The following is a 17,321-nucleotide window of genomic DNA, read 5'->3' on the forward strand; positions in this document are numbered from 1 at the left end:
CGACCCCTGAGGAGGGCCGGAGCCTGCGGAGGCCCGTCACGAAGGGCCGCCCTTCGTGACGCTCGCAAGCTCGCTCCTCAGGGACCGGGATGAAAGTCCGCCGATCCCTGAGGAGGGCCGGAGCCTGCGAAGGCCCGTCACGAAGGGTCGCCCTTCGTGACCCTTCGTGACCCTTCGAGACGCTCGCAGGCTCGCCCCTCAGGGCGGCGCGCTCGCAAGCTCGCTCCTCAGGGACCGGGGCTGACGCTCGCAGGCTCGCTCCTCAGGGCGGCGCGCTCGCAAGCTCCCTCATCAGGGACCGAGGTGAGAGCGATGGTGGGACTCGATCAGGCGCTGATCGACTTACCCACCGACTTGAGGTCGGTGCATGCCTCGACGACGCGCTCGGACATCGAGGTCTCGGCCTTCTTCGACCAGACACGCGGGTCGTAGGTCTTCTTGTTGCCCACGTCGCCGTCGACCTTGAGCACACCGTCGTAGTTGGCGAACATGTGCCCGGCGACCGGACGGGTGTAGGCGTACTGGGTGTCGGTGTCGACGTTCATCTTCACGACGCCGTAGCTGAGGGCCTCCTCGATCTCGCTCTTGAGCGATCCGGAACCGCCGTGGAACACGAAGTCGAACGGCTTGCTGCCCTCGGCCAGACCGAGCTTCTTGACCGCGACCTCCTGGCCGGTGTTGAGCACGTCGGGGCGCAGCTTCACGTTGCCCGGCTTGTAGACGCCGTGCACGTTTCCGAAGGTCGCGGCGAGCAGGTACCGGTTGCCGGTGTCGCTCGCGCCGAGGGCGTCGAGGGTCTTCTCGAAGTCCTCCGGGGTGGTGAACAGCTTGTCGTCGATGGCGGCTTCGACGCCGTCCTCTTCACCGCCGACGACACCGATCTCGATCTCCAGGATGATCTTGGCCGCGCCCGCCTTCGCGAGCAGCTCCTTCGCGATCTCCAGGTTCTCGGGCAGCGGCACCGCGCTGCCGTCCCACATGTGCGACTGGAACAGCGGATTCTTGCCGGCGTCGACGCGCTCCTGCGAGATCGCGAGCAGCGGACGCACGTAGGTGTCCAGCTTGTCCTTGGGGCAATGGTCGGTGTGCAGCCCGATCGTGACGTCGTACTTCGCCGCGACGACGTGGGCGAACTCGGCGAGCCCGACCGCGCCGGTCACCATGTCCTTCACACCGAGGCCGGAACCGAATTCGGCACCGCCGGTGGAGAACTGGATGATGCCGTCACTGCCGGCGTCCGCGAATCCCTTGATGGCCGCATTGATCGTCGACGACGACGTGCAGTTGATCGCGGGAAACGCATAGCCCCCCTTCTTGGCCTTGTCGAACATCTCTGCGTACTGCTCGGGTGTTGCAATGGGCATCGATGAATCCTTCGAACGTAGGTTCCTCGCCTCAGCGAGCTGCCATCGCATCTCAGTATGGCAGGTACACGGGTCGCGGTTGAGATGTACACATGGAGTTCGCCGACCGGCCACCGGCACCGATCGGGGCCGGATATGCCCGCTACGATGTCAGCGTGACGCCGAGGCAGGAGAACCCAGCGCCGTCGGACGGGTCTCCCCGCGGCGGACAACGACCACCGGCCACCGAGACGATCGGCAACGTCGTTCGCGGCGGACTGATCGGACTGGCCGAGACGGTTCCCGGCGTCTCCGGCGGCACCGTCGCTCTGGTCACCGGGATCTACACGCGACTGATCGCCTCGGCCAAGCACCTGACCGACGTCCCGCGGGGCATGATCACGAGATCCGACTGGCGCGCGGATGCCCGCAACGTCGACTGGTGGCTGCTGATCCCCGTGGCCATCGGGATGCTCGTCGCGGTGTTCTCCATCGCGGGCGTGATGGAGACATTCGTCACGGAGCAGCCGGTGTACTCCAAGGCGCTGTTCATGGGCATGATCGCGGCATCGGTGGCGATCCCGTTCCTGGAAGTCCGCCCAGGTGATCTCGACACCCGCGGCGCCAAGGGCAAGGCGGCCGCGCTGTTCATCGCCATGGCGACGGCGGTTTTCATCCTCACCTCGCTACCGCGCAGCGAGATCAGCGATCCTCCATTGATCCTCGTGTTCTGTGCGGCGGCGGTCGCGGTCTGCGCGCTCGTCCTGCCCGGAGTGTCCGGTTCGTTCTTTCTGCTGGTGGTGGGCATCTACGCACCCACGATGGCCGCCGTCGACGACCGAAACGTCCAGTACCTGGCGGTTTTCGCCCTCGGTGCGTTGCTCGGCATCGTGACGTTCGTGCGAATCCTCGAATGGCTGCTCGAGAATCATCACACCGCCGCGATGATCGGCGCCGCGGGTCTGCTGCTCGGGTCGCTTCGCGCATTGTGGCCCTGGCAGACCGACGACGGCGGTCTGCTCGGGGTCGGCGACGAATGGCCCGGGGCGCTCGGCCTGTTCGTGCTCGGTGTCGCGGTGGTCGCCGTCGTGGCACTCGTCCAGCACAAGGTGTACTCGGCCGACGCTCGCGCGTCGGAGCCGGCGGATCGGTAGCAGTTCGGCGGCTTTGCTGCGCGGTCGTGGGTCGAATCGCGGGTACATTGTTTCGACGTGATCGACACCGCCCTCTCCACGAGCACGACTGCTCTGAGCACGACCACCACCAACCTCGCCTTGCTGCCGGGGTTCCTGGACCCGGTCAACCTGCTGAACTCGTTCGGCACCTGGATTCTGGCCGGCCTGCTGCTGGTCGTGTTCATCGAGTCGGGGCTGCTGTTCCCGCTCCTGCCCGGTGACTCCCTACTGTTCACCGCCGGGCTGATCGTCGCGGCGAAGTCCGCCGACATCGAGCCGTTCGCGCCGTTGTGGGTGCTGCTGGTGACGATCCCGATCGCCGCGTTCCTCGGCGACCAGGTCGGCTACTGGATAGGCAACCGCGTCGGATACTCGCTGTTCCGGCCGGACGCCAAGGTGCTCAAGGAGCGCTACATCGTCGAGGCGCACGAGTTCTTCGAGAAGCACGGCCCCATCACGATCTTCCTGGCGCGGTTCGTCCCGATCGTGCGGACGTACGCGCCGCTCGTCGCCGGCGCGGCCAAGATGCGCTACCCGGTGTTCCTGACCTACAACGTGGTCGGCGCCATCGTGTGGGGCGCGGGGGTCACCCTGCTCGGCTACTTCCTCGGCCAGATCGAGTTCATCCGCGACAACATCGACATCATCTTCCTGCTCATCGTGTTCGTCTCGGTCATCCCCATCATCAGCGAGGTGACCAAGCGGTTCCTCCGGTCGCGCCGGCCGATCGTCGAGGAGCCGGTCGACGTCGAACGCGAAGAGAACCCGACCGCGTAGTCAGTCGGGTTTCTCGCCGATCAGGGGGTGACCGCGTACGCCGCGGCCAGGTCGATTCGCAGCCAGCCACCGTTGGACCCGGCCTTGTCGAGCGGATAACCCGCATCGATCGCGGTCCGTCGCAGGATGTCGAGGCGCTGGGCGTCGGACAGGCGCGGGAATCGGCTCTTGAGCAGGGCCGCCGCCGACGCCGGGATCTCGTTGCGCTGACCGGGGGCGACCTTGCCGAATCCGTAGGTCATCATCTGCCGGTGGGCGGCCACCGCTTCCTGGGTGCTCATGTACGGGGTGTCGGCTGCGATGAACCGCGCCAGCGGCACGCCGACCGCCCGTTCGAGTTCGGCGCGCAACTGCCGGCCGGCCTGGTCGACGAGCGAGGCGAAACCCGGATCGGACAGTCGCGCGGAGACGAGGTCGGTGGCCAGGATCCGGCCGCCCATGACGTCGAGCGGGTAGTGCACACCGAGCACGATCCGGCTGCGTCCGATCTCGCCGGCGCGCACGGTGATCTGCGGCCCCAACTCGGGCAGCCAGTAGGCGAGGAGCCCGCCGATCAGGTAGCCCATGCTGGTGTGCCCGGATGGGTAGGAGCCGTTGCCACCGAGGTCGGCGTACAGATCCTCGCCCGGCCGGTTGTAGCGCTCGATCTTGCCGGGTGCCACCACGAAGGGACGCGGATTGCCGAAGATCTCCTTCTCGATCAGCGTCGTACCGAGCGGCAGCATGGCGCGCGCGGTGTAGCCCTCGGTGAGGGCCGCGACCTTGGGCAGCCGCCCGTCGGCGAGCAGCTTGCGGAACACCGGCCCGAGCCGCTGCCCGAGTGCCTCCGACAGTGAGAGGAGCCGGTCGTCGTAGTTGATCGCGACGGCGTCGTTCTGCTCCGCGCGGGTGGCCGACCCGTTGATCCGTTCGACGGTGCGCAGATTCTGCGCGATGATGTCCGGCCGGTTGTCACGTAGGTACGAGAAGCCGTCCAGCACCGGGACATACGTCCCACCCGGCGGATAATCCGACGGGTACGGCCCGACGAGTTGGGCGGGTGTGAACGCCGCCGGCGCCGCCACCGCGGTGGGCGCGGCCGCAGCGACTCCCCCGGAGACGAGACCGAGGCCGACGGTCAGGGCGGTCAGTACGGAGATGAGCGCAGGGCGGAGGCGCGAGGTCGACACGGGTGATCACTCTTCCGTCCCAGCCGTTGGTTGCGCAAGTGAACGATCGGTTACCGTGGGCGCGACCCACCGCCGCGGGCACAGTTGCGGGCAATCGCCGGAGAGCAGGGACCGATGAGCAGCACACCGTGTCGTATCACCGAGTTGTGGCGCCATCCGGTGAAGTCGATGGGTGGCGAGTCGCTCGAGTCGCTCGAGTTGAGACCGCGTGGGGTACACGGTGATCGGCTGTGGGCCCTGCATGATGTCGAACGCGACACCACCATCTCGGCGCGCCGGCTGCCCGCCGTCCTGGGATTCTCCGCGCGGTTCGCGGCGCCACCCGGTCCCGACGCCGGCCCGGGCCGGGCACCGGCGGTGATCGTCACCGCTCCCGACGGCTCGGAGCATCACAGCGACGACCCGCAGATCCACTCCGCCATGTCGGCACGACTCGACCGCGACGTGCGCCTGGTCCCGCTGCCCGACGATCCGCGCGCGCACCGGTTGTCGTGGCGCGAGCGGATGACGTCGCTGACCCCGGGAGCGCTCGCCCGCGACCTCGGTATCGCGCCCGACGAGAAACTGCCGAAGGTCTCCGACATGAATGCCCGCGCGCTGGCGACGTTGACCCGCAACGCCACCCCGCCCGGCACGTTCGTCGACCTGTGTCCGGTGCACCTCGTGACCGAGACCAGCGTGGCCACCATCGCCGCCGCGATGGGTGTCGAGCACCTCGATCCCCGACGGTTCCGGCCGAACCTGGTGCTCGCCGGCGACTTCGCCGATGGCCTGCCCGAGGCCCGTTGGGCCGACGCCGGCCTGGGTCTGGGCGACGCACACATGCGGGTGGTGATGCGAACGGTGCGCTGCGTGGTGCCCAGCCGCGCACACGTGGACCTGCCGGTGGAGGCCGGTCTGACCCGTGCGGTCGCCACGACCGCCGACCGCTACCTCGGCGTGTATGCCGACGTGATCCGGTCGGGCCGGGTCCGGGTGGGCGACCCGTTGACGATCACGCCGCCGAGCCCACCGTCGGCGCCGCGACGACTGGCCGGCCGCGGCCGCGTGCTGGCCTTCGACTCCGCCAACCGGGTCGCCGAGATGTTCCGCCGCGGTTGACGCGGCTCAGACCGTGATGTCGCCGGCGTCGAGCCGCTCCCGGATCTCGTCGGCGCGGTGCACGGCCGCGCCGATCTCCTCGGCCATCACATGCGCCGCCGACTGCCAGGCGACCGCGCGGATCAGTTCGAGGTTCTGCTCCAACTCCGCCTGCGTGCCCGACCCCTGATACAGCTTCCCGCTCTCATCGATCCAGCGCGCGACCAATCGCTCACACAGCTCCCGCAGCACCGTGCGCATCTCTGCCGCCGACCAACGACTGAGCTCCAGATCCGTTCCGATGGAACGCATCTCGAGAGCACCGCGGAGCTGGGGGACGCTGGGGGCGAACCACACCCGGCGGCCGTCAGTGGTGCGGCGTCGTTCCAGATAGCCGGCGGCGACGAGCTCGGCCACCTGATCGGGGTAGGCGTCACCGAGCAGATCTGCGAGCTCGCCCTCGTCGAGTTCCCTCGCCGACGTCGCCAACCAGGCCGATCCGGCGATCGACGGTCCGAGTAGGTCCACCACCCCGGACGACGGCTCGCCGGATTCGCCGAGCACTGTCTTGATGGTCTGCAGGCGTAGCCCCCGGCCCTGCAGCGCCGCGATCGACCGCAGCCGTTCCAGGTGCGGCGGCCCGTACACCGCCTGGCCGCCCTTGCGCGCCGGCCGGGGCAGCAGCCCCTCGGACTGGTAGTAGCGGATGGTCCGCGCGGGGACCTCTGCGACCTTTTCCAGCTCGGCGATGGTGAAGCTCGCCTCGGCAGAGTCGTTGGATGTCACACCCCACATGAAATCACCTCCCGGTGCCAGCGCACAGCGGCGCGTCAGACAACACTTGACAGCGTGTTGTGACTCATCTTACTGTCTGCTTACAGTTGTTACTGACAACAGACAGTGCAACTCCACCCCGCGTCACGTCACATCCCGGAGGTCACCATGTCGGACGCCCGCCCCGCCCCCACCGTCCCCGGTTCGGTCTTCATCACCGGTGCCGGCGGCTTCATCGGCCGCACCCTCGCCGCCCGTCTGCGCGAGCTCGGCGCCACTGTCACCGGCGTCGACCGCGTCGCCGACCCCGCCGAGGGCATCGTCGCCGGCAGCACCACCGACCCGTCGACATGGGCGCATGCGCTCGATGGCGTCGACGCGGTGGTGCACACCGCCGCGATCGTCAGCACCGTCGCGCCCGTCGAGCAGGCCTGGGAGGTGAACGTGCTGGGCACCAAGAAGGTGCTCGACGCAGCAGTCGACGCGGGCGTCGGCCGGTTCGTTCACCTCAGCTCGATCGCCGCGTACGGCTGGGAGTACCCCGACCACGTCACCGAGGACCATCCGACGCGGGTGACCGGCGGCGTCAGCACCTACACCGATACCAAGACCAACTCCGAGCTGACGGTGCTGGCCAATGCGAAGCGCGGTATGGAAACCGTCATCGTGCGCCCGGCGGACGTGTACGGCCCCGGCTCGGTCTGGGTTCGTGAACCCCTCGCGATGATCAAGAAGAACCAGATGATCCTGCCCGAGGGCGGTTCCGGCGTCTTCGACGTGATCTTCATCGACAACTTCGTCGACGCCATGGTGCTCCTGCTCGCGGCCGACGGCGCCGACGTCGAGGGCCAGGTGTTCAACTTCGGCGAGGAGACGATGCGCACCTGCGGCGAGTACTTCGGTGAACTCGCGTCGTGGGTCCCGGGCGGCAAGGTCACCTCGGTACCCATCAAGGTGGCGGCACCGGCACTCGGGGCCATCGGCAAGGTCCAGCGGCGTCTGGGCATGACGAGCGAGCTCGGGCCCGCGCTGATGCACATGTTCAACCGCCAGGTGGTCGTGTCCAACGAGAAGGCGCGCACCATCCTGGGTTTCAAGCCCGTCGTCTCCTACGAGGAGGGCATGGCCCGGCAGAAGGAATGGGCACGGCGCGAAGGACTCATCTGACACCCGCCGATCCGAAGAAGACAGGAAAAGACATGAACCACAACACAATCCCCGGAGGCCACCGATGAGCACCAACCGGATGGACGCCGGCCGCATCTACCGCATGATGGTGCGGATGCGACTCGTCGACGAAGCGTTCGTCGAAGCCTGGCAGGACGGCCTGGTCCCGGGTGAGTATCACTCGGCGCACGGCGAGGAAGGCATCAACGCCGGCGTGCTGGCGCACCTGCACGAAAGCGACACCCTGGCGCTGGATCACCGCAACACCGGACCGTTCGTGGGTCGCGGCATCGATCTCGAGCCGCTGATGCTCGAGGTTCTCGGCTCCGACGAGGGCATCGCCCGCGGGATGGCCGGACACATGCACATCTTCGCTCCGGAGGTCAACGCCGGCGCGGACGGCATCGTCGGCGCCGGTGGTCCCCTCGCCGTCGGGCAGGCCGTCGCGCACACCCGGGTGAATCCGGGCAGCGTCGCGGTCACCTTCCACGGTGAGGCCGCCATGAACCAGGGCATGATGATGGAGGCCTACAACATGGCCGTCGCCTGGAATCTGCCCGTGGTGTTCGTCTGCAAGGACAACAAGTGGGGCATCACCACCTACTCCAGCGACCAGACCGCCGGCACCCCGGTGCAGCGGGCCCGCGGATTCGGCCTGAATGTGGAGACGGCCGCCGGACACAAGGTCGGCGACGTGCACCGTGCCGCAGGCAAACTCATCGACCGGGCGCGCGCCGGCAAGGGGCCCGGATTCCTCTATGTCACCTGCCACCGGCCCAACGGGCACCTCGAGGGCGACCCGCTGGTGGGTCTGTTGCGGCAACCCAAACAGCAACTGTCGGTGTGGGTCCCCGAACTGATGGGTGGATTCACCAACTCCGCGAGCGGCACCACCGGGGAGAAGCTGCGCGCCATGGTCGGTGTCGGCCGGCGCGCCGGACGCTTCACCCGCGACATGGCGGTGAACACCCGCAAGGACCCGGTCCGCCGCGGCCGATCCCTGGTCGGCGCCGAAGCCGCCACCACCATCGAAGCCCAGGAACGAGCCGAGGTGCTCGCCGCCATCACCGCAGCCCGCGCGCGCGTCGGCAAGCGCATCGGCTTCGGCGTCACCACAGGAGGAACCCGATGACCATCATGCGCTACGACGAAGCCGTCGATCACGCCCTCGGCCAGGCGATGGCCGCCGACTCGTCGGTGGTCACCTGGGGTGAGGACGTCGAGATCCTGCGCCGCGTGCTGCAGAGCCGTTTCGGACCGGAACGGGTCCGCGACACCCCGATCTCCGAGCAGGGCTTCATGTATGCCGGTATCGGCGCCGCCATGGCCGGTCTGCGTCCGGTCGTCGAGCTGTACATGATCGACTTCGGCATGGTCGGGTGGTCGGCGATCGCCAACGCCGGTTCCAAATTCAAGGACTTCTCCGGCGGCCGCTGGAACATCCCGATGGTGCTGCGCGCCGGCGTGGGCGGCTGGTACGCCGACGGCGGCCAGCACGAGCAGACCTTCTGGGGCAGCCTCTCCTCGTATCCGTCCACCGAGGTCGTGGTGCCGTCCACCCCGGCCGACGCCGCCGGACTGATGCTGTCGGCCGTGCAGAGCGACGAGTTCACCGTCTTCCTCACCCCCAAGCTGCTCGATCAGCAGATCCTGGACTACCTCGGTGGCGACCAGCGCGACACTCTGGACCTCACCCCGGTCCAGCCGAAGGCCGGCGCCATCGGCGACGTCCCCGACGTTGTCACCCCGATCCCGTTCGGACAGGCCGCAACCCGCCGTGAGGGCAGCGACATCACGCTGGTGTCAGTCGGGATCGGTGTGCATCGGTGCCTGGAGGCCGCCGACCGGCTCGCCGCCGACGGGATCGAGGCCACCGTGCTCGATCTGCGCACCCTCGCACCGCTCGACACCGAGGCCATCATCTCGCATGTCGGCCGCACCGGTCGCGTCGTCGTCGCCGACGAGGACTACAGCCGCGGCGGACTGACCGGCGAGATCGCCGCGCTGCTCCTGGAATCCGATACCACCGCCCGCTACGCGCGGGTCGCGGTGGAGCAGACCATCCCCTTCGCGCCGCACCTCGAGTACGGCGTACTCCCCAACGCCGAACGCATCGCTTCGGCGGCCAAATCCCTTGCCTGAGGACTCACCATGACCACGTCATTGCCCCTCGTCCAGATCGCGCTGAGTGTGCGGGACATCCAACACAGCCAACGCTGGTACCGCGACATCTTCGGCTTCACCGAATCCGGTGGTACGCACGCGTTCATCCCGCTGCTCGGGTCCGAGGACGTGCAGAACGTGCCCGGCGCCACCAGCGTCTGCTGGTGGATGCTCGACGGCACCCCGGGCTTCCAGATGGAACTCTTCGAGTTCTCCAAGCCGCACCCGAAGCCGGTGCCGACGGATTGGCGGCCCTGCGACATCGGTTACACCACAGTCGGATTCCACGTCACTGATTTCGACGGCACACTGGAGCGGCTCGCGCGTCGCAACGTCACCCTGCTGACCGAGCCGATGGGTCTGCTCGGGTCGCGACGCGTGTGCGTCACAGACCCCGACGGCATCCTGCTCGAGATCATGGAGGACGATCCCCGCATCGACGAGATGGGCCCGCGGCCGGACACCCCCGCGGTCGCCCGGTTCACCACATTGTCGGTGCCCGACCTCGCCGAGGCGCGGCGCACCTGGATCGACGTGATGGGCCTGCCCGAAGTGGACCTCGCGCTGCACGATTCCGAACACGAGAAGCTCTGGGGCCTGGACGGTTCCACCCGCGAGTCGTTCGTGGTCCGCGCCGGTGACTCGTTCATCGAGGTCGTTCAGTACCTCGACCCGGTCGGCAAGGATTGGCCGACCGGCTACCACATCAGCGATCTCGGAATCCTGAACATCGCTCTCGGCGTGGAGGATCGGGCGTCACTGGATGCGCTGGTCGAGAAGGGGCGCACCGTAGGCATCGAGCCCAACACCACCAAGGGCACGGTCGTCGACAAGATCTGGTATGCCTCCTACGTCAACGACCCCATGGGCTTCTCGATCGAACTGCTCTGGCACGGCAGCAAGGGCAAGCACCGGCGGGTGGATCCGCTCGGTCTTCTCGAGCTCGGTTTCGCTGCGAAACAGCCGCCGGTCAAGCGGGTGAGCGCGGATGCGCACACCTCCGCCACCCCCGAGCAGGTGTGGGCGGTGCTCGACGACCACGTGGCAATGTCGGCGTGGACTCCGTTCAAGCGTTCGGAGGTGGTCAGTGACGGTGATGCAGCCGGAGTGGGCCTCATCCGCAAGCTCAGCGGTGGTCCGGCCGGGATGACCGTGCACGAGCAGATCATCACCGCCGAGGCGCCGTACCGGATGGAGTACACCGCGAAGGGCGCACCGGGCATGAAGCGCTATCACAGCTTCGTCAACGTCGAGGAGAACAGCTCCGGCGGGAGCACGATCACGTGGGAAGCGCAGTACCGTACCCTTCTCCCCGGATCGACCGCGATCACGGGCCGCATGGTGCGTACGCTCGCCGAGGGCCTCGCTCGCGCCGCCGAGCGGCACTGACTCCTGGTCCCTGGCCCCGGATGAGCGAGGCCCTTCGTCACGATCCTCCGCAAGCTCCGGATCTCCTCAGGGATCGGAAATGCCGAGCTTGCGAGCGCGCCGCCCTGAGTAGCGAGCTTGCGAGCGCGCCGCCCTGAGTAGCGAGCTTGCGAGCGTATCGAAGGGTATCGAAGGGTATCGAAGGGTAACGAAGGGCCACCCCACAACCCCATGAAAGGAACACACACCCCATGAATCTCACCGATAACCTGCGGGACACCGCCGAGCACAGCCCCAACGCCGTCGCGATCAAGATGGACGACGCCGAGATCACCTACGCCCAGTTGAGCGGACTGGCGGCCAAAACCGCACGCTGGCTACGGGATCTCGGGATCGAACCCGGTGACCGGGTCGCGGTCTCGTTGCCCAACATCCCGCACATGCCGGTGCTGTACTACGGAATCCTCTGGGCCGGTGGTGTCGTCGTCCCGATGAACCCCCTGTACAAGGATCGCGAGTTCGCGCATGTCCTGCGTGACAGCGGCGCGAAGGCCTTCTTCGCATGGAACGGCGTCGCCGAGCAAGCGGCCAAGGGCGCGGCCGACGCCGGGGTCACCTTCCTCGAGGTCGACCCGGCGACGTTCATCGGGCAGGTCAGCGAGCACGCGGCCACCAAGGCGGTCGACCGCGCCGGCGAGGACACCTCGGTGATCCTCTACACATCCGGCACCACCGGGGCACCGAAAGGCGCGGAACTCACCCACGCCAACATGATTCGCAACGCCGAGGTGTGCGCGAGCGAGAGCCTCATCGGATTGTCGTCGGGCGACATGGTGTTCGGCGGGCTGCCGCTGTTCCACGTGTTCGGGCAGACGTGCATGATGAACGCCGCGGTGCTGACCGGCGCGACCCTCACGCTCCTCCCCCGCTTCGATCCCGAACGGGCGCTGGAGATCATCGAACGGGACAAGGTCACCCACATGGGTGGTGTCCCCACGATGTACGTTGCGCTGTCACAGTTCCCGGATCGCAGCCGCTACGACACGTCCAGTCTGCGCCGCTGCGTCTCCGGCGGCTCGGCACTGCCGGTCGAGGTGCTTCACGCATTCGAGGAGGCCTACGGTGCAATGATTCTCGAAGGCTACGGCCTGTCCGAGACGTCCCCGGTCGCGGCCTTCAACCACGCCGACCGCGAGCGTAAACCCGGGTCGGTCGGTCAGCCGGTCGAGGGTGTGGAGCTCGCGCTCGTCGACGCGGAGTGGAATGAGGTTCCCGAGGGTTCCGACGGCGAGATCGCCGTCAAGGGTCACAACGTGATGAAGGGCTACTTCGGCAATCCCGAGGCCACCGCAGCGGTGCTGCGCGACGGCTGGTTCCGCACCGGCGACATCGGCCGGCGCGACGAGGACGGCTACTACTACATCGTCGACCGCGCCAAGGACATGATCATCCGGGGCGGCTACAACGTGTACCCGCGCGAGGTCGAGGAAGTGTTGTACGGCCATCCCGCGGTCGGCAGCGCCGCGGTGGTCGGGATTCCCAGCCAGATGCACGGTGAAGAGGTGGCCGCCGTGATCACCGTGAAGCCCGGGATGTCGGTGACCGAGGACGAGATCCGCGACTTCGCGAAGGAGCGGGTGGCCGCGTACAAGTATCCGCGTGTCGTGCGCATCGTCGATGCCCTGCCGCTGGGTCCGACCGGAAAGATCCTCAAGCGCGAGATCACGCTCTCCTGACGCCTTTTCAGCGTCAGGAGGTTCGATGCGAGCTTCGGCCTACTCAGCCGGCAGATCCGCACCCACTGCTGGTTGAGTAGGCGACGAGCGTGCGAGGAGCCGTATCGAAACCCATTGAAACCCTTGGCTACCAGGCCGTCCCGAGATCCGCGTGCTGTCGCACCCACGCGTGCATCGCAATCCCCGCGGCCACACCGGCATTGATGCTGCGCGTGGAGCCGAACTGAGCGATCGAGACGGTGAGGTCGGCGTGGTTGTGGGCGTCCTCGCTGACGCCCGGCCCCTCCTGACCGAACAGCAGGACGCAGTCGCGCGGCAGTTCCGCCGTCTCGAGGCGCCGGGAGCCGGGCGTGTTGTCGACGGCTACCACGGCGAGACCTTCGGCGCGCGCCCAGCCGATCAGATCGGCAACCGAATCATGGTGCATCAGATGCTGATAGCGGTCGGTGACCATGGCGCCGCGACGGTTCCACCGCCGCTTTCCGACGATGTGCACGGCAGCCGCGGCGAAGGCGTTGGCGGTGCGGACGACCGTCCCGATGTTGGCGTCGTGCGCGAAGTTCTCGATGGCGACGTGAAACGGGTGCCGTCGGGAGTCGATGTCGGCGACGATGGCGTCGCGCGTCCAATAACGGTAGGCGTCAACGACATTGCGGGTATCACCGTCGGCCAGCAGTTCCGGGTCGTAGCGCGGGTCGGCGGGTGGCGACGTGCCGCGTTCGTCAACCCACGGACCGACACCCACCTCCGGGCCCGACCGCGACTGCCACTCGGTGGGACCGGGTTGGTCCACGCCTACCCCAGTCCGAGGTCGGCGAGCCCGAGCAGCGAGCGGTACGGCACGCCGAGCGCCGTGATGACCTCGTCGGCACCGGTGGCACGGTCGACGACCGTCGCCACGCCGATCACCGTCGCACCGGCCTCCCGCGCCGCTTCCACCGCCGTCGACGGCGACGCGCCGGTGGTGGAGGTGTCCTCGACGACCAGCACGTTGCGACCGGCGATGTCGGGACCCTCGATGCGGCGTTGCATGCCGTGGGTCTTGGTGGCCTTGCGGACGACGAAGGAATCGATCGGGCGGCCGTCGGCGTGCATGATCGACGTCGCGACCGGATCGGCGCCGAGCGTGAGCCCACCCACCGACTCGTACTCCCAATCGGCGGTGAGCTCCCGCATCAGGCTGCCGATCAGCCGGGAAGCCTCGTTGTGCAGGGTGGCGCGACGGAGGTCGACGTAATAGTCGGCTTCCTTGCCCGACGACAGGGTCACCCGGCCGTGCACGACGGCGAGTTCGGTGACCAGTTTCGCGAGGCGAGCCCGGTCGCCGTCGTCGACGGCGGGGGCTGCGGACGCTGACGAAGGCATATCGCGGCTCAACTCTTGTGGTGGCGGTTGGGTCGGTCCGTTGCGGGCGGCGGGCCCGGCGGCATGTCGTATGGACGAGGTGCGGGACCCGGGCGACGCACCGGCATCGGCTGCATCCGCCGGCCCGGGGCCGTCTCAGGGGTCCATGCCGGCGGTGCGGCATCATCGCCACCGCGCTGCGGAGGCGCCGCGGCGACATCGGCGTCGCCCGCCGCCACCGCGTCCCGAGCACGGGAGTCCTCGGCGGCGATGCGGGCACGACGTTGTTTGTCGCGCATCGACTCGGTCTTCTCGTCGGCCAGCTCGGCGCGCGTGGGTCCGTGCGGGTCGCGGGGATCCGGTGCATCCTGCGGGTCGACGAGCGGCGGCAGCACCCGAAGCAGGTCCGCGAAGCGGCGAACCACCTCGAGGCCGATGTCGAGCTGGTCGTCCTCGGCGGTCTGCGGCATCGATCCGAGGACCCAGTTGCCCTCGTTCCAGAGGACCTCGATGAATGGCGGCGCGTTGTTGGCCAGCGCCACCATCCGGCGGTCACAGACACGGCGCGCGACGTCGAGGTTGTTGGAGAACATCACCCGCGGGCCCATCGCGCCGAGCAGTTCCACGTCCTCTTCGGCCGGGGCGAGCACATCCTCGTGCCGGAGGTCGATGACGACCGGCGACGGCGCGGATCGGCGCACGGCGACCACCGTCGCAGTCTCGGCCAGGTCGAACACCACGGCCTCGGCGCCCCCGAACTGGCCGTAGGCGACGTCCTGGACCGCGACACGTTCGGGCACGTTCATCGTCGCGCGATGAAAGACCTTGCGCAGCTTGGTGTCCGTCTCACGGAACTTGAACTCGTGCTGGTCGCCCCAGACCGCTCGCCGATGCCGAACGGCACTCGAACGCTGCCGGTCGAGCCACAACAGGGCGACCGCACCGGCGAGTGCCAACACGGCGATCACGAAATACACGATGGTCATCGCGCTACAGCCTACTATCGCCGCCCGCGCGTGTAGCGCCGGCGACATAACCCCGGTCCTTGTCGACGACGTTGCCGAGCACCGTGGCCAACGGTACGGACGCATCGAGGTAGCGCCGCAGGTTCGTGAGGAACTGTTCGGCGAGTACGTCGCGCCATCCGACGACGTCACCGCTCATGTGCGGGGAGATGGCGACGTTCTCCATCGCCCACAGCGGGCTCGATGGGTCGAGCGGTTCGTCGGTGAACACGTCGAGCGAGGCCGCACCGATGTCGCCGGAGGACAGTGCGTCGATCAGGGCCGGTTCGTCGACGAGTTGGCCGCGGCCGACGTTGACGAAGTGCGCATCCGACCGCATCGCAGACAGCACGGTCGCGTCGATCATCCGCTCGGTCTGGGCGGTCAGCGGGGCGATCGCGACCACGGTGTCGAATCCGCCGACGTGCTCGACCAGGTCATCGGTGGGCACGACGGTGCCGAAGTCGGGGTCGTCGGACCGTGCGGTCCGACCCGCGCCGGTCACCCGGATCCCGACGGCCTTCAGCAGCCGGGCGGTGGCGCGACCGATCCCGCCGGTACCGATCACCAACGCGGAGGAGCCCTCGGTGCGCGCGGTCTCCCGATGCTCCCAGGCTCGCTGCTGCTGAAATCGCTTGGAGATGTGTAACTGCTTGTCACGCGCGAGGATCGAGGCGAGGACGAACTCGGCGATCGGGCGGTCGAACACCCCGGCGGCGTTGGTGACGACGATGTCCGAGGCGCGCAGGTCGTCGAACAGCAACGAGTCCACGCCGGCGGCGCACACGTGTACCCAGCGTAGGTCCGCCGTCGCGGGTCCCCAATTGTCTTTCAGCGCACGGGAGAAGAAGTCCCAGACGAGGAGGACATCGGCGCCGGGCAGCGCCGACGGCAGGGTGTCGGCCGTGCACGGCCGGATGGTCGCGAGGTCGGCGATCTGATCGAGGTTGGGCGGGTCCGGGACTCCGTCGGCCCCGAGGATCGCGATGGTCGGTCGTCGTTGTGTGGGCACGCCTCACCGTAACCAGACACTCCGCGACCGCGCCCACCATTGAAGCCACCTCATTGACAGCATACTGTCATAATGACAGAATACTGTCATTATGAAGGCGCAAACCCACTGAGGAGATCCGATGAAGACCGTTCACCTGGGCGTCTACCCTGGCCTCGCCGACTGGGAGTACGGCTACGTCGCAGCCGGCATCAACAACCCCGAGTACCAGCGCGATCCCGGCGCATTCCGCATCGTGACCGTCGGCGCGACCGCAGAGCCGGTTCGTACGATCGGCGGCGTCACCATGGTTCCCGACACCGTTCTCGATGACGTCGACCCTGACGGCAGTACCATGCTCGTCCTGCCCGGAGCGCAGTCGTGGGACGGCAACGACGCGTTCGTCGACGCCGCCCGCCGCTGGGCCGGCGCCGGCATCCCGGTCGCCGGGATCTGTGGCGCCACAGTAGGTTTGGCACGGTCCGGACTACTCGACGATCGTCGCCACACCAGCAACGCGCCGCAGCAGCTCGAGCCGACGGGCTACGCGGGCGCCGCGCGGTACGTCGACGCCCCGGCGGTCACCGATCGCGGGGTCATCACCGCGGGCGCGGTCGCTCCCATCGAGTTCGCCCGTGAGGTGTTCGCGCTGCTCGGCGTGTACACGCAGCCGGTGCTCGAGGCCTGGTACCGGCTCTACGGTGAGCAGGACCCGAGCGGTTTCTACGCGCTCGGTGAACAGTCGTGACCGACGTCCCACCCGCCGTCGAACAAGTGCAACAACTCCTGAGTGACAGCGCCCTCACCACGTTCCGCCTCAATGGCCAGTTCCTCGCACTGGCGGAGAACCTCGCCCGTCCGGCCGGCCTCACGGCCACCCGCTGGCAGGTCCTCGGCGCCGTGATCAACGCGCCACTCACCGTTTCCGACATCGCACGAGCCATGGGCATCACCCGACAGAGCGTTCAGCGCACCGCCGACCTGCTCGCCGCCGACGGTCTGGTCGAATACCGCGACAACCCGGGACACCGGCGCGCCAAGCTGGTCCGGCTGACCGACGAAGGGCTGGCCGCGATCCGTCGGATCAATCCCGGTCACCGGATCGCGGCCACCACCCTCGCCGAGCGTGTCGGCGTCGAGCGGCTGGCCGAGGCGGTCGCGACCCTCCACGCCCTGAGCGCGGCTCTCGACGACCCGATCGACCTCTGAGCGCGTTACCGGCCGCACCTG

The 17,321-nt window shown here is 68.0% G+C and carries 17 protein-coding genes; 10 read left to right on the forward strand and 7 right to left on the reverse strand.

Annotated elements, in window-relative coordinates:
* Positions 1–326: 326 nt before the first annotated feature.
* Positions 327–1,364 (reverse strand): class II fructose-bisphosphate aldolase, encoded by a 1,038-nt coding sequence (gene fbaA / locus VZC37_RS23355; RefSeq protein ID WP_330436309.1) that lies wholly within the window; start codon positions 1,362–1,364, stop codon positions 327–329.
* Positions 1,365–1,456: 92 nt separating this feature from the next.
* Here fbaA and VZC37_RS23360 point away from each other — a divergent pair, with 92 nt between their 5' ends.
* On the forward strand, positions 1,457–2,497 hold the full coding sequence (locus VZC37_RS23360; protein ID WP_330436310.1) for a DUF368 domain-containing protein: 1,041 nt from the start codon (positions 1,457–1,459) through the stop codon (positions 2,495–2,497).
* A 57-nt stretch (positions 2,498–2,554) separates the two neighbouring features.
* Complete coding sequence (locus tag VZC37_RS23365; RefSeq protein WP_330436312.1) at positions 2,555–3,295, forward strand: DedA family protein; 741 nt, start codon at positions 2,555–2,557, stop codon at positions 3,293–3,295.
* 20 nt (positions 3,296–3,315) lie between these two features.
* On the opposite strand, the gene VZC37_RS23370 is transcribed toward VZC37_RS23365, so the two are convergent.
* A complete protein-coding gene (locus VZC37_RS23370) occupies positions 3,316–4,464 on the reverse strand; it encodes a phosphatase PAP2 family protein (protein ID WP_330436314.1) in 1,149 nt (382 codons plus the stop codon).
* A 114-nt stretch (positions 4,465–4,578) separates the two neighbouring features.
* Here VZC37_RS23370 and VZC37_RS23375 point away from each other — a divergent pair, with 114 nt between their 5' ends.
* A complete protein-coding gene (locus tag VZC37_RS23375) occupies positions 4,579–5,565 on the forward strand; it encodes an MOSC domain-containing protein (protein WP_330436316.1) in 987 nt (328 codons plus the stop codon).
* A gap of 6 nt (positions 5,566–5,571) precedes the next feature.
* Here VZC37_RS23375 and VZC37_RS23380 read toward each other — a convergent pair whose 3' ends face one another.
* Positions 5,572–6,339, reverse strand: a complete 768-nt coding sequence (locus VZC37_RS23380; protein WP_330436317.1) for a helix-turn-helix domain-containing protein — start codon at positions 6,337–6,339, stop codon at positions 5,572–5,574.
* Positions 6,340–6,486: 147 nt separating this feature from the next.
* Here VZC37_RS23380 and VZC37_RS23385 point away from each other — a divergent pair, with 147 nt between their 5' ends.
* The 5 genes from VZC37_RS23385 (at position 6,487) to VZC37_RS23405 (ending at position 12,752) form a co-directional block, all read left to right on the forward strand.
* On the forward strand, positions 6,487–7,485 hold the full coding sequence (locus VZC37_RS23385; protein ID WP_330436320.1) for an NAD-dependent epimerase/dehydratase family protein: 999 nt from the start codon (positions 6,487–6,489) through the stop codon (positions 7,483–7,485).
* Positions 7,486–7,549: 64 nt separating this feature from the next.
* Complete coding sequence (locus VZC37_RS23390) at positions 7,550–8,617, forward strand: thiamine pyrophosphate-dependent dehydrogenase E1 component subunit alpha (protein WP_330436321.1); 1,068 nt, start codon at positions 7,550–7,552, stop codon at positions 8,615–8,617.
* Positions 8,614–9,627, forward strand: a complete 1,014-nt coding sequence (locus VZC37_RS23395; RefSeq protein ID WP_330436323.1) for an alpha-ketoacid dehydrogenase subunit beta — start codon at positions 8,614–8,616, stop codon at positions 9,625–9,627. Before VZC37_RS23390 ends, VZC37_RS23395 begins: the two co-directional genes overlap by 4 nt.
* A gap of 9 nt (positions 9,628–9,636) precedes the next feature.
* Positions 9,637–11,037 carry a VOC family protein gene (locus tag VZC37_RS23400; RefSeq protein WP_330436325.1) on the forward strand — a complete coding sequence of 467 codons (1,401 nt, stop codon included), beginning with the start codon at positions 9,637–9,639 and terminating at the stop codon, positions 11,035–11,037.
* A 230-nt stretch (positions 11,038–11,267) separates the two neighbouring features.
* Positions 11,268–12,752: a long-chain-fatty-acid--CoA ligase gene (locus VZC37_RS23405; protein WP_330436326.1), complete on the forward strand. Its 1,485-nt coding sequence runs from the start codon at positions 11,268–11,270 to the stop codon at positions 12,750–12,752.
* Between the two features lie 127 nt (positions 12,753–12,879).
* Here the strand turns inward: VZC37_RS23405 and VZC37_RS23410 are convergent, their stop codons facing one another.
* The 4 genes from VZC37_RS23410 to VZC37_RS23425 are packed head-to-tail and all read right to left on the reverse strand — an operon-like array spanning position 12,880 to position 16,112.
* The gene (locus VZC37_RS23410; RefSeq protein WP_330436328.1) at positions 12,880–13,545 is read right to left on the reverse strand and encodes a TrmH family RNA methyltransferase; all 666 of its coding nucleotides are present in this window, start codon (positions 13,543–13,545) and stop codon (positions 12,880–12,882) included.
* 2 nt (positions 13,546–13,547) lie between these two features.
* The gene (gene pyrE / locus VZC37_RS23415) at positions 13,548–14,117 is read right to left on the reverse strand and encodes an orotate phosphoribosyltransferase (RefSeq protein WP_330436330.1); all 570 of its coding nucleotides are present in this window, start codon (positions 14,115–14,117) and stop codon (positions 13,548–13,550) included.
* Between the two features lie 8 nt (positions 14,118–14,125).
* The gene (locus VZC37_RS23420; protein WP_330436332.1) at positions 14,126–15,082 is read right to left on the reverse strand and encodes a type III secretion system chaperone family protein; all 957 of its coding nucleotides are present in this window, start codon (positions 15,080–15,082) and stop codon (positions 14,126–14,128) included.
* Positions 15,083–15,086: 4 nt separating this feature from the next.
* On the reverse strand, positions 15,087–16,112 hold the full coding sequence (locus VZC37_RS23425; protein WP_330436334.1) for a D-2-hydroxyacid dehydrogenase: 1,026 nt from the start codon (positions 16,110–16,112) through the stop codon (positions 15,087–15,089).
* Between the two features lie 121 nt (positions 16,113–16,233).
* On the opposite strand from VZC37_RS23425, the gene VZC37_RS23430 reads away from it, so the two are divergent.
* Both VZC37_RS23430 and VZC37_RS23435 read left to right on the forward strand, forming a co-directional pair.
* Positions 16,234–16,839 carry a DJ-1/PfpI family protein gene (locus VZC37_RS23430; protein ID WP_330436336.1) on the forward strand — a complete coding sequence of 202 codons (606 nt, stop codon included), beginning with the start codon at positions 16,234–16,236 and terminating at the stop codon, positions 16,837–16,839.
* A complete protein-coding gene (locus VZC37_RS23435) occupies positions 16,836–17,300 on the forward strand; it encodes a MarR family winged helix-turn-helix transcriptional regulator (RefSeq protein WP_330436338.1) in 465 nt (154 codons plus the stop codon). Before VZC37_RS23430 ends, VZC37_RS23435 begins: the two co-directional genes overlap by 4 nt.
* Positions 17,301–17,321 lie beyond the last annotated feature (21 nt).

It is taken from the genome of Gordonia sesuvii (genome assembly GCF_036350415.1).
In the GTDB taxonomy this organism is placed as follows: Bacteria; Actinomycetota; Actinomycetes; order Mycobacteriales; family Mycobacteriaceae; genus Gordonia; species Gordonia sesuvii.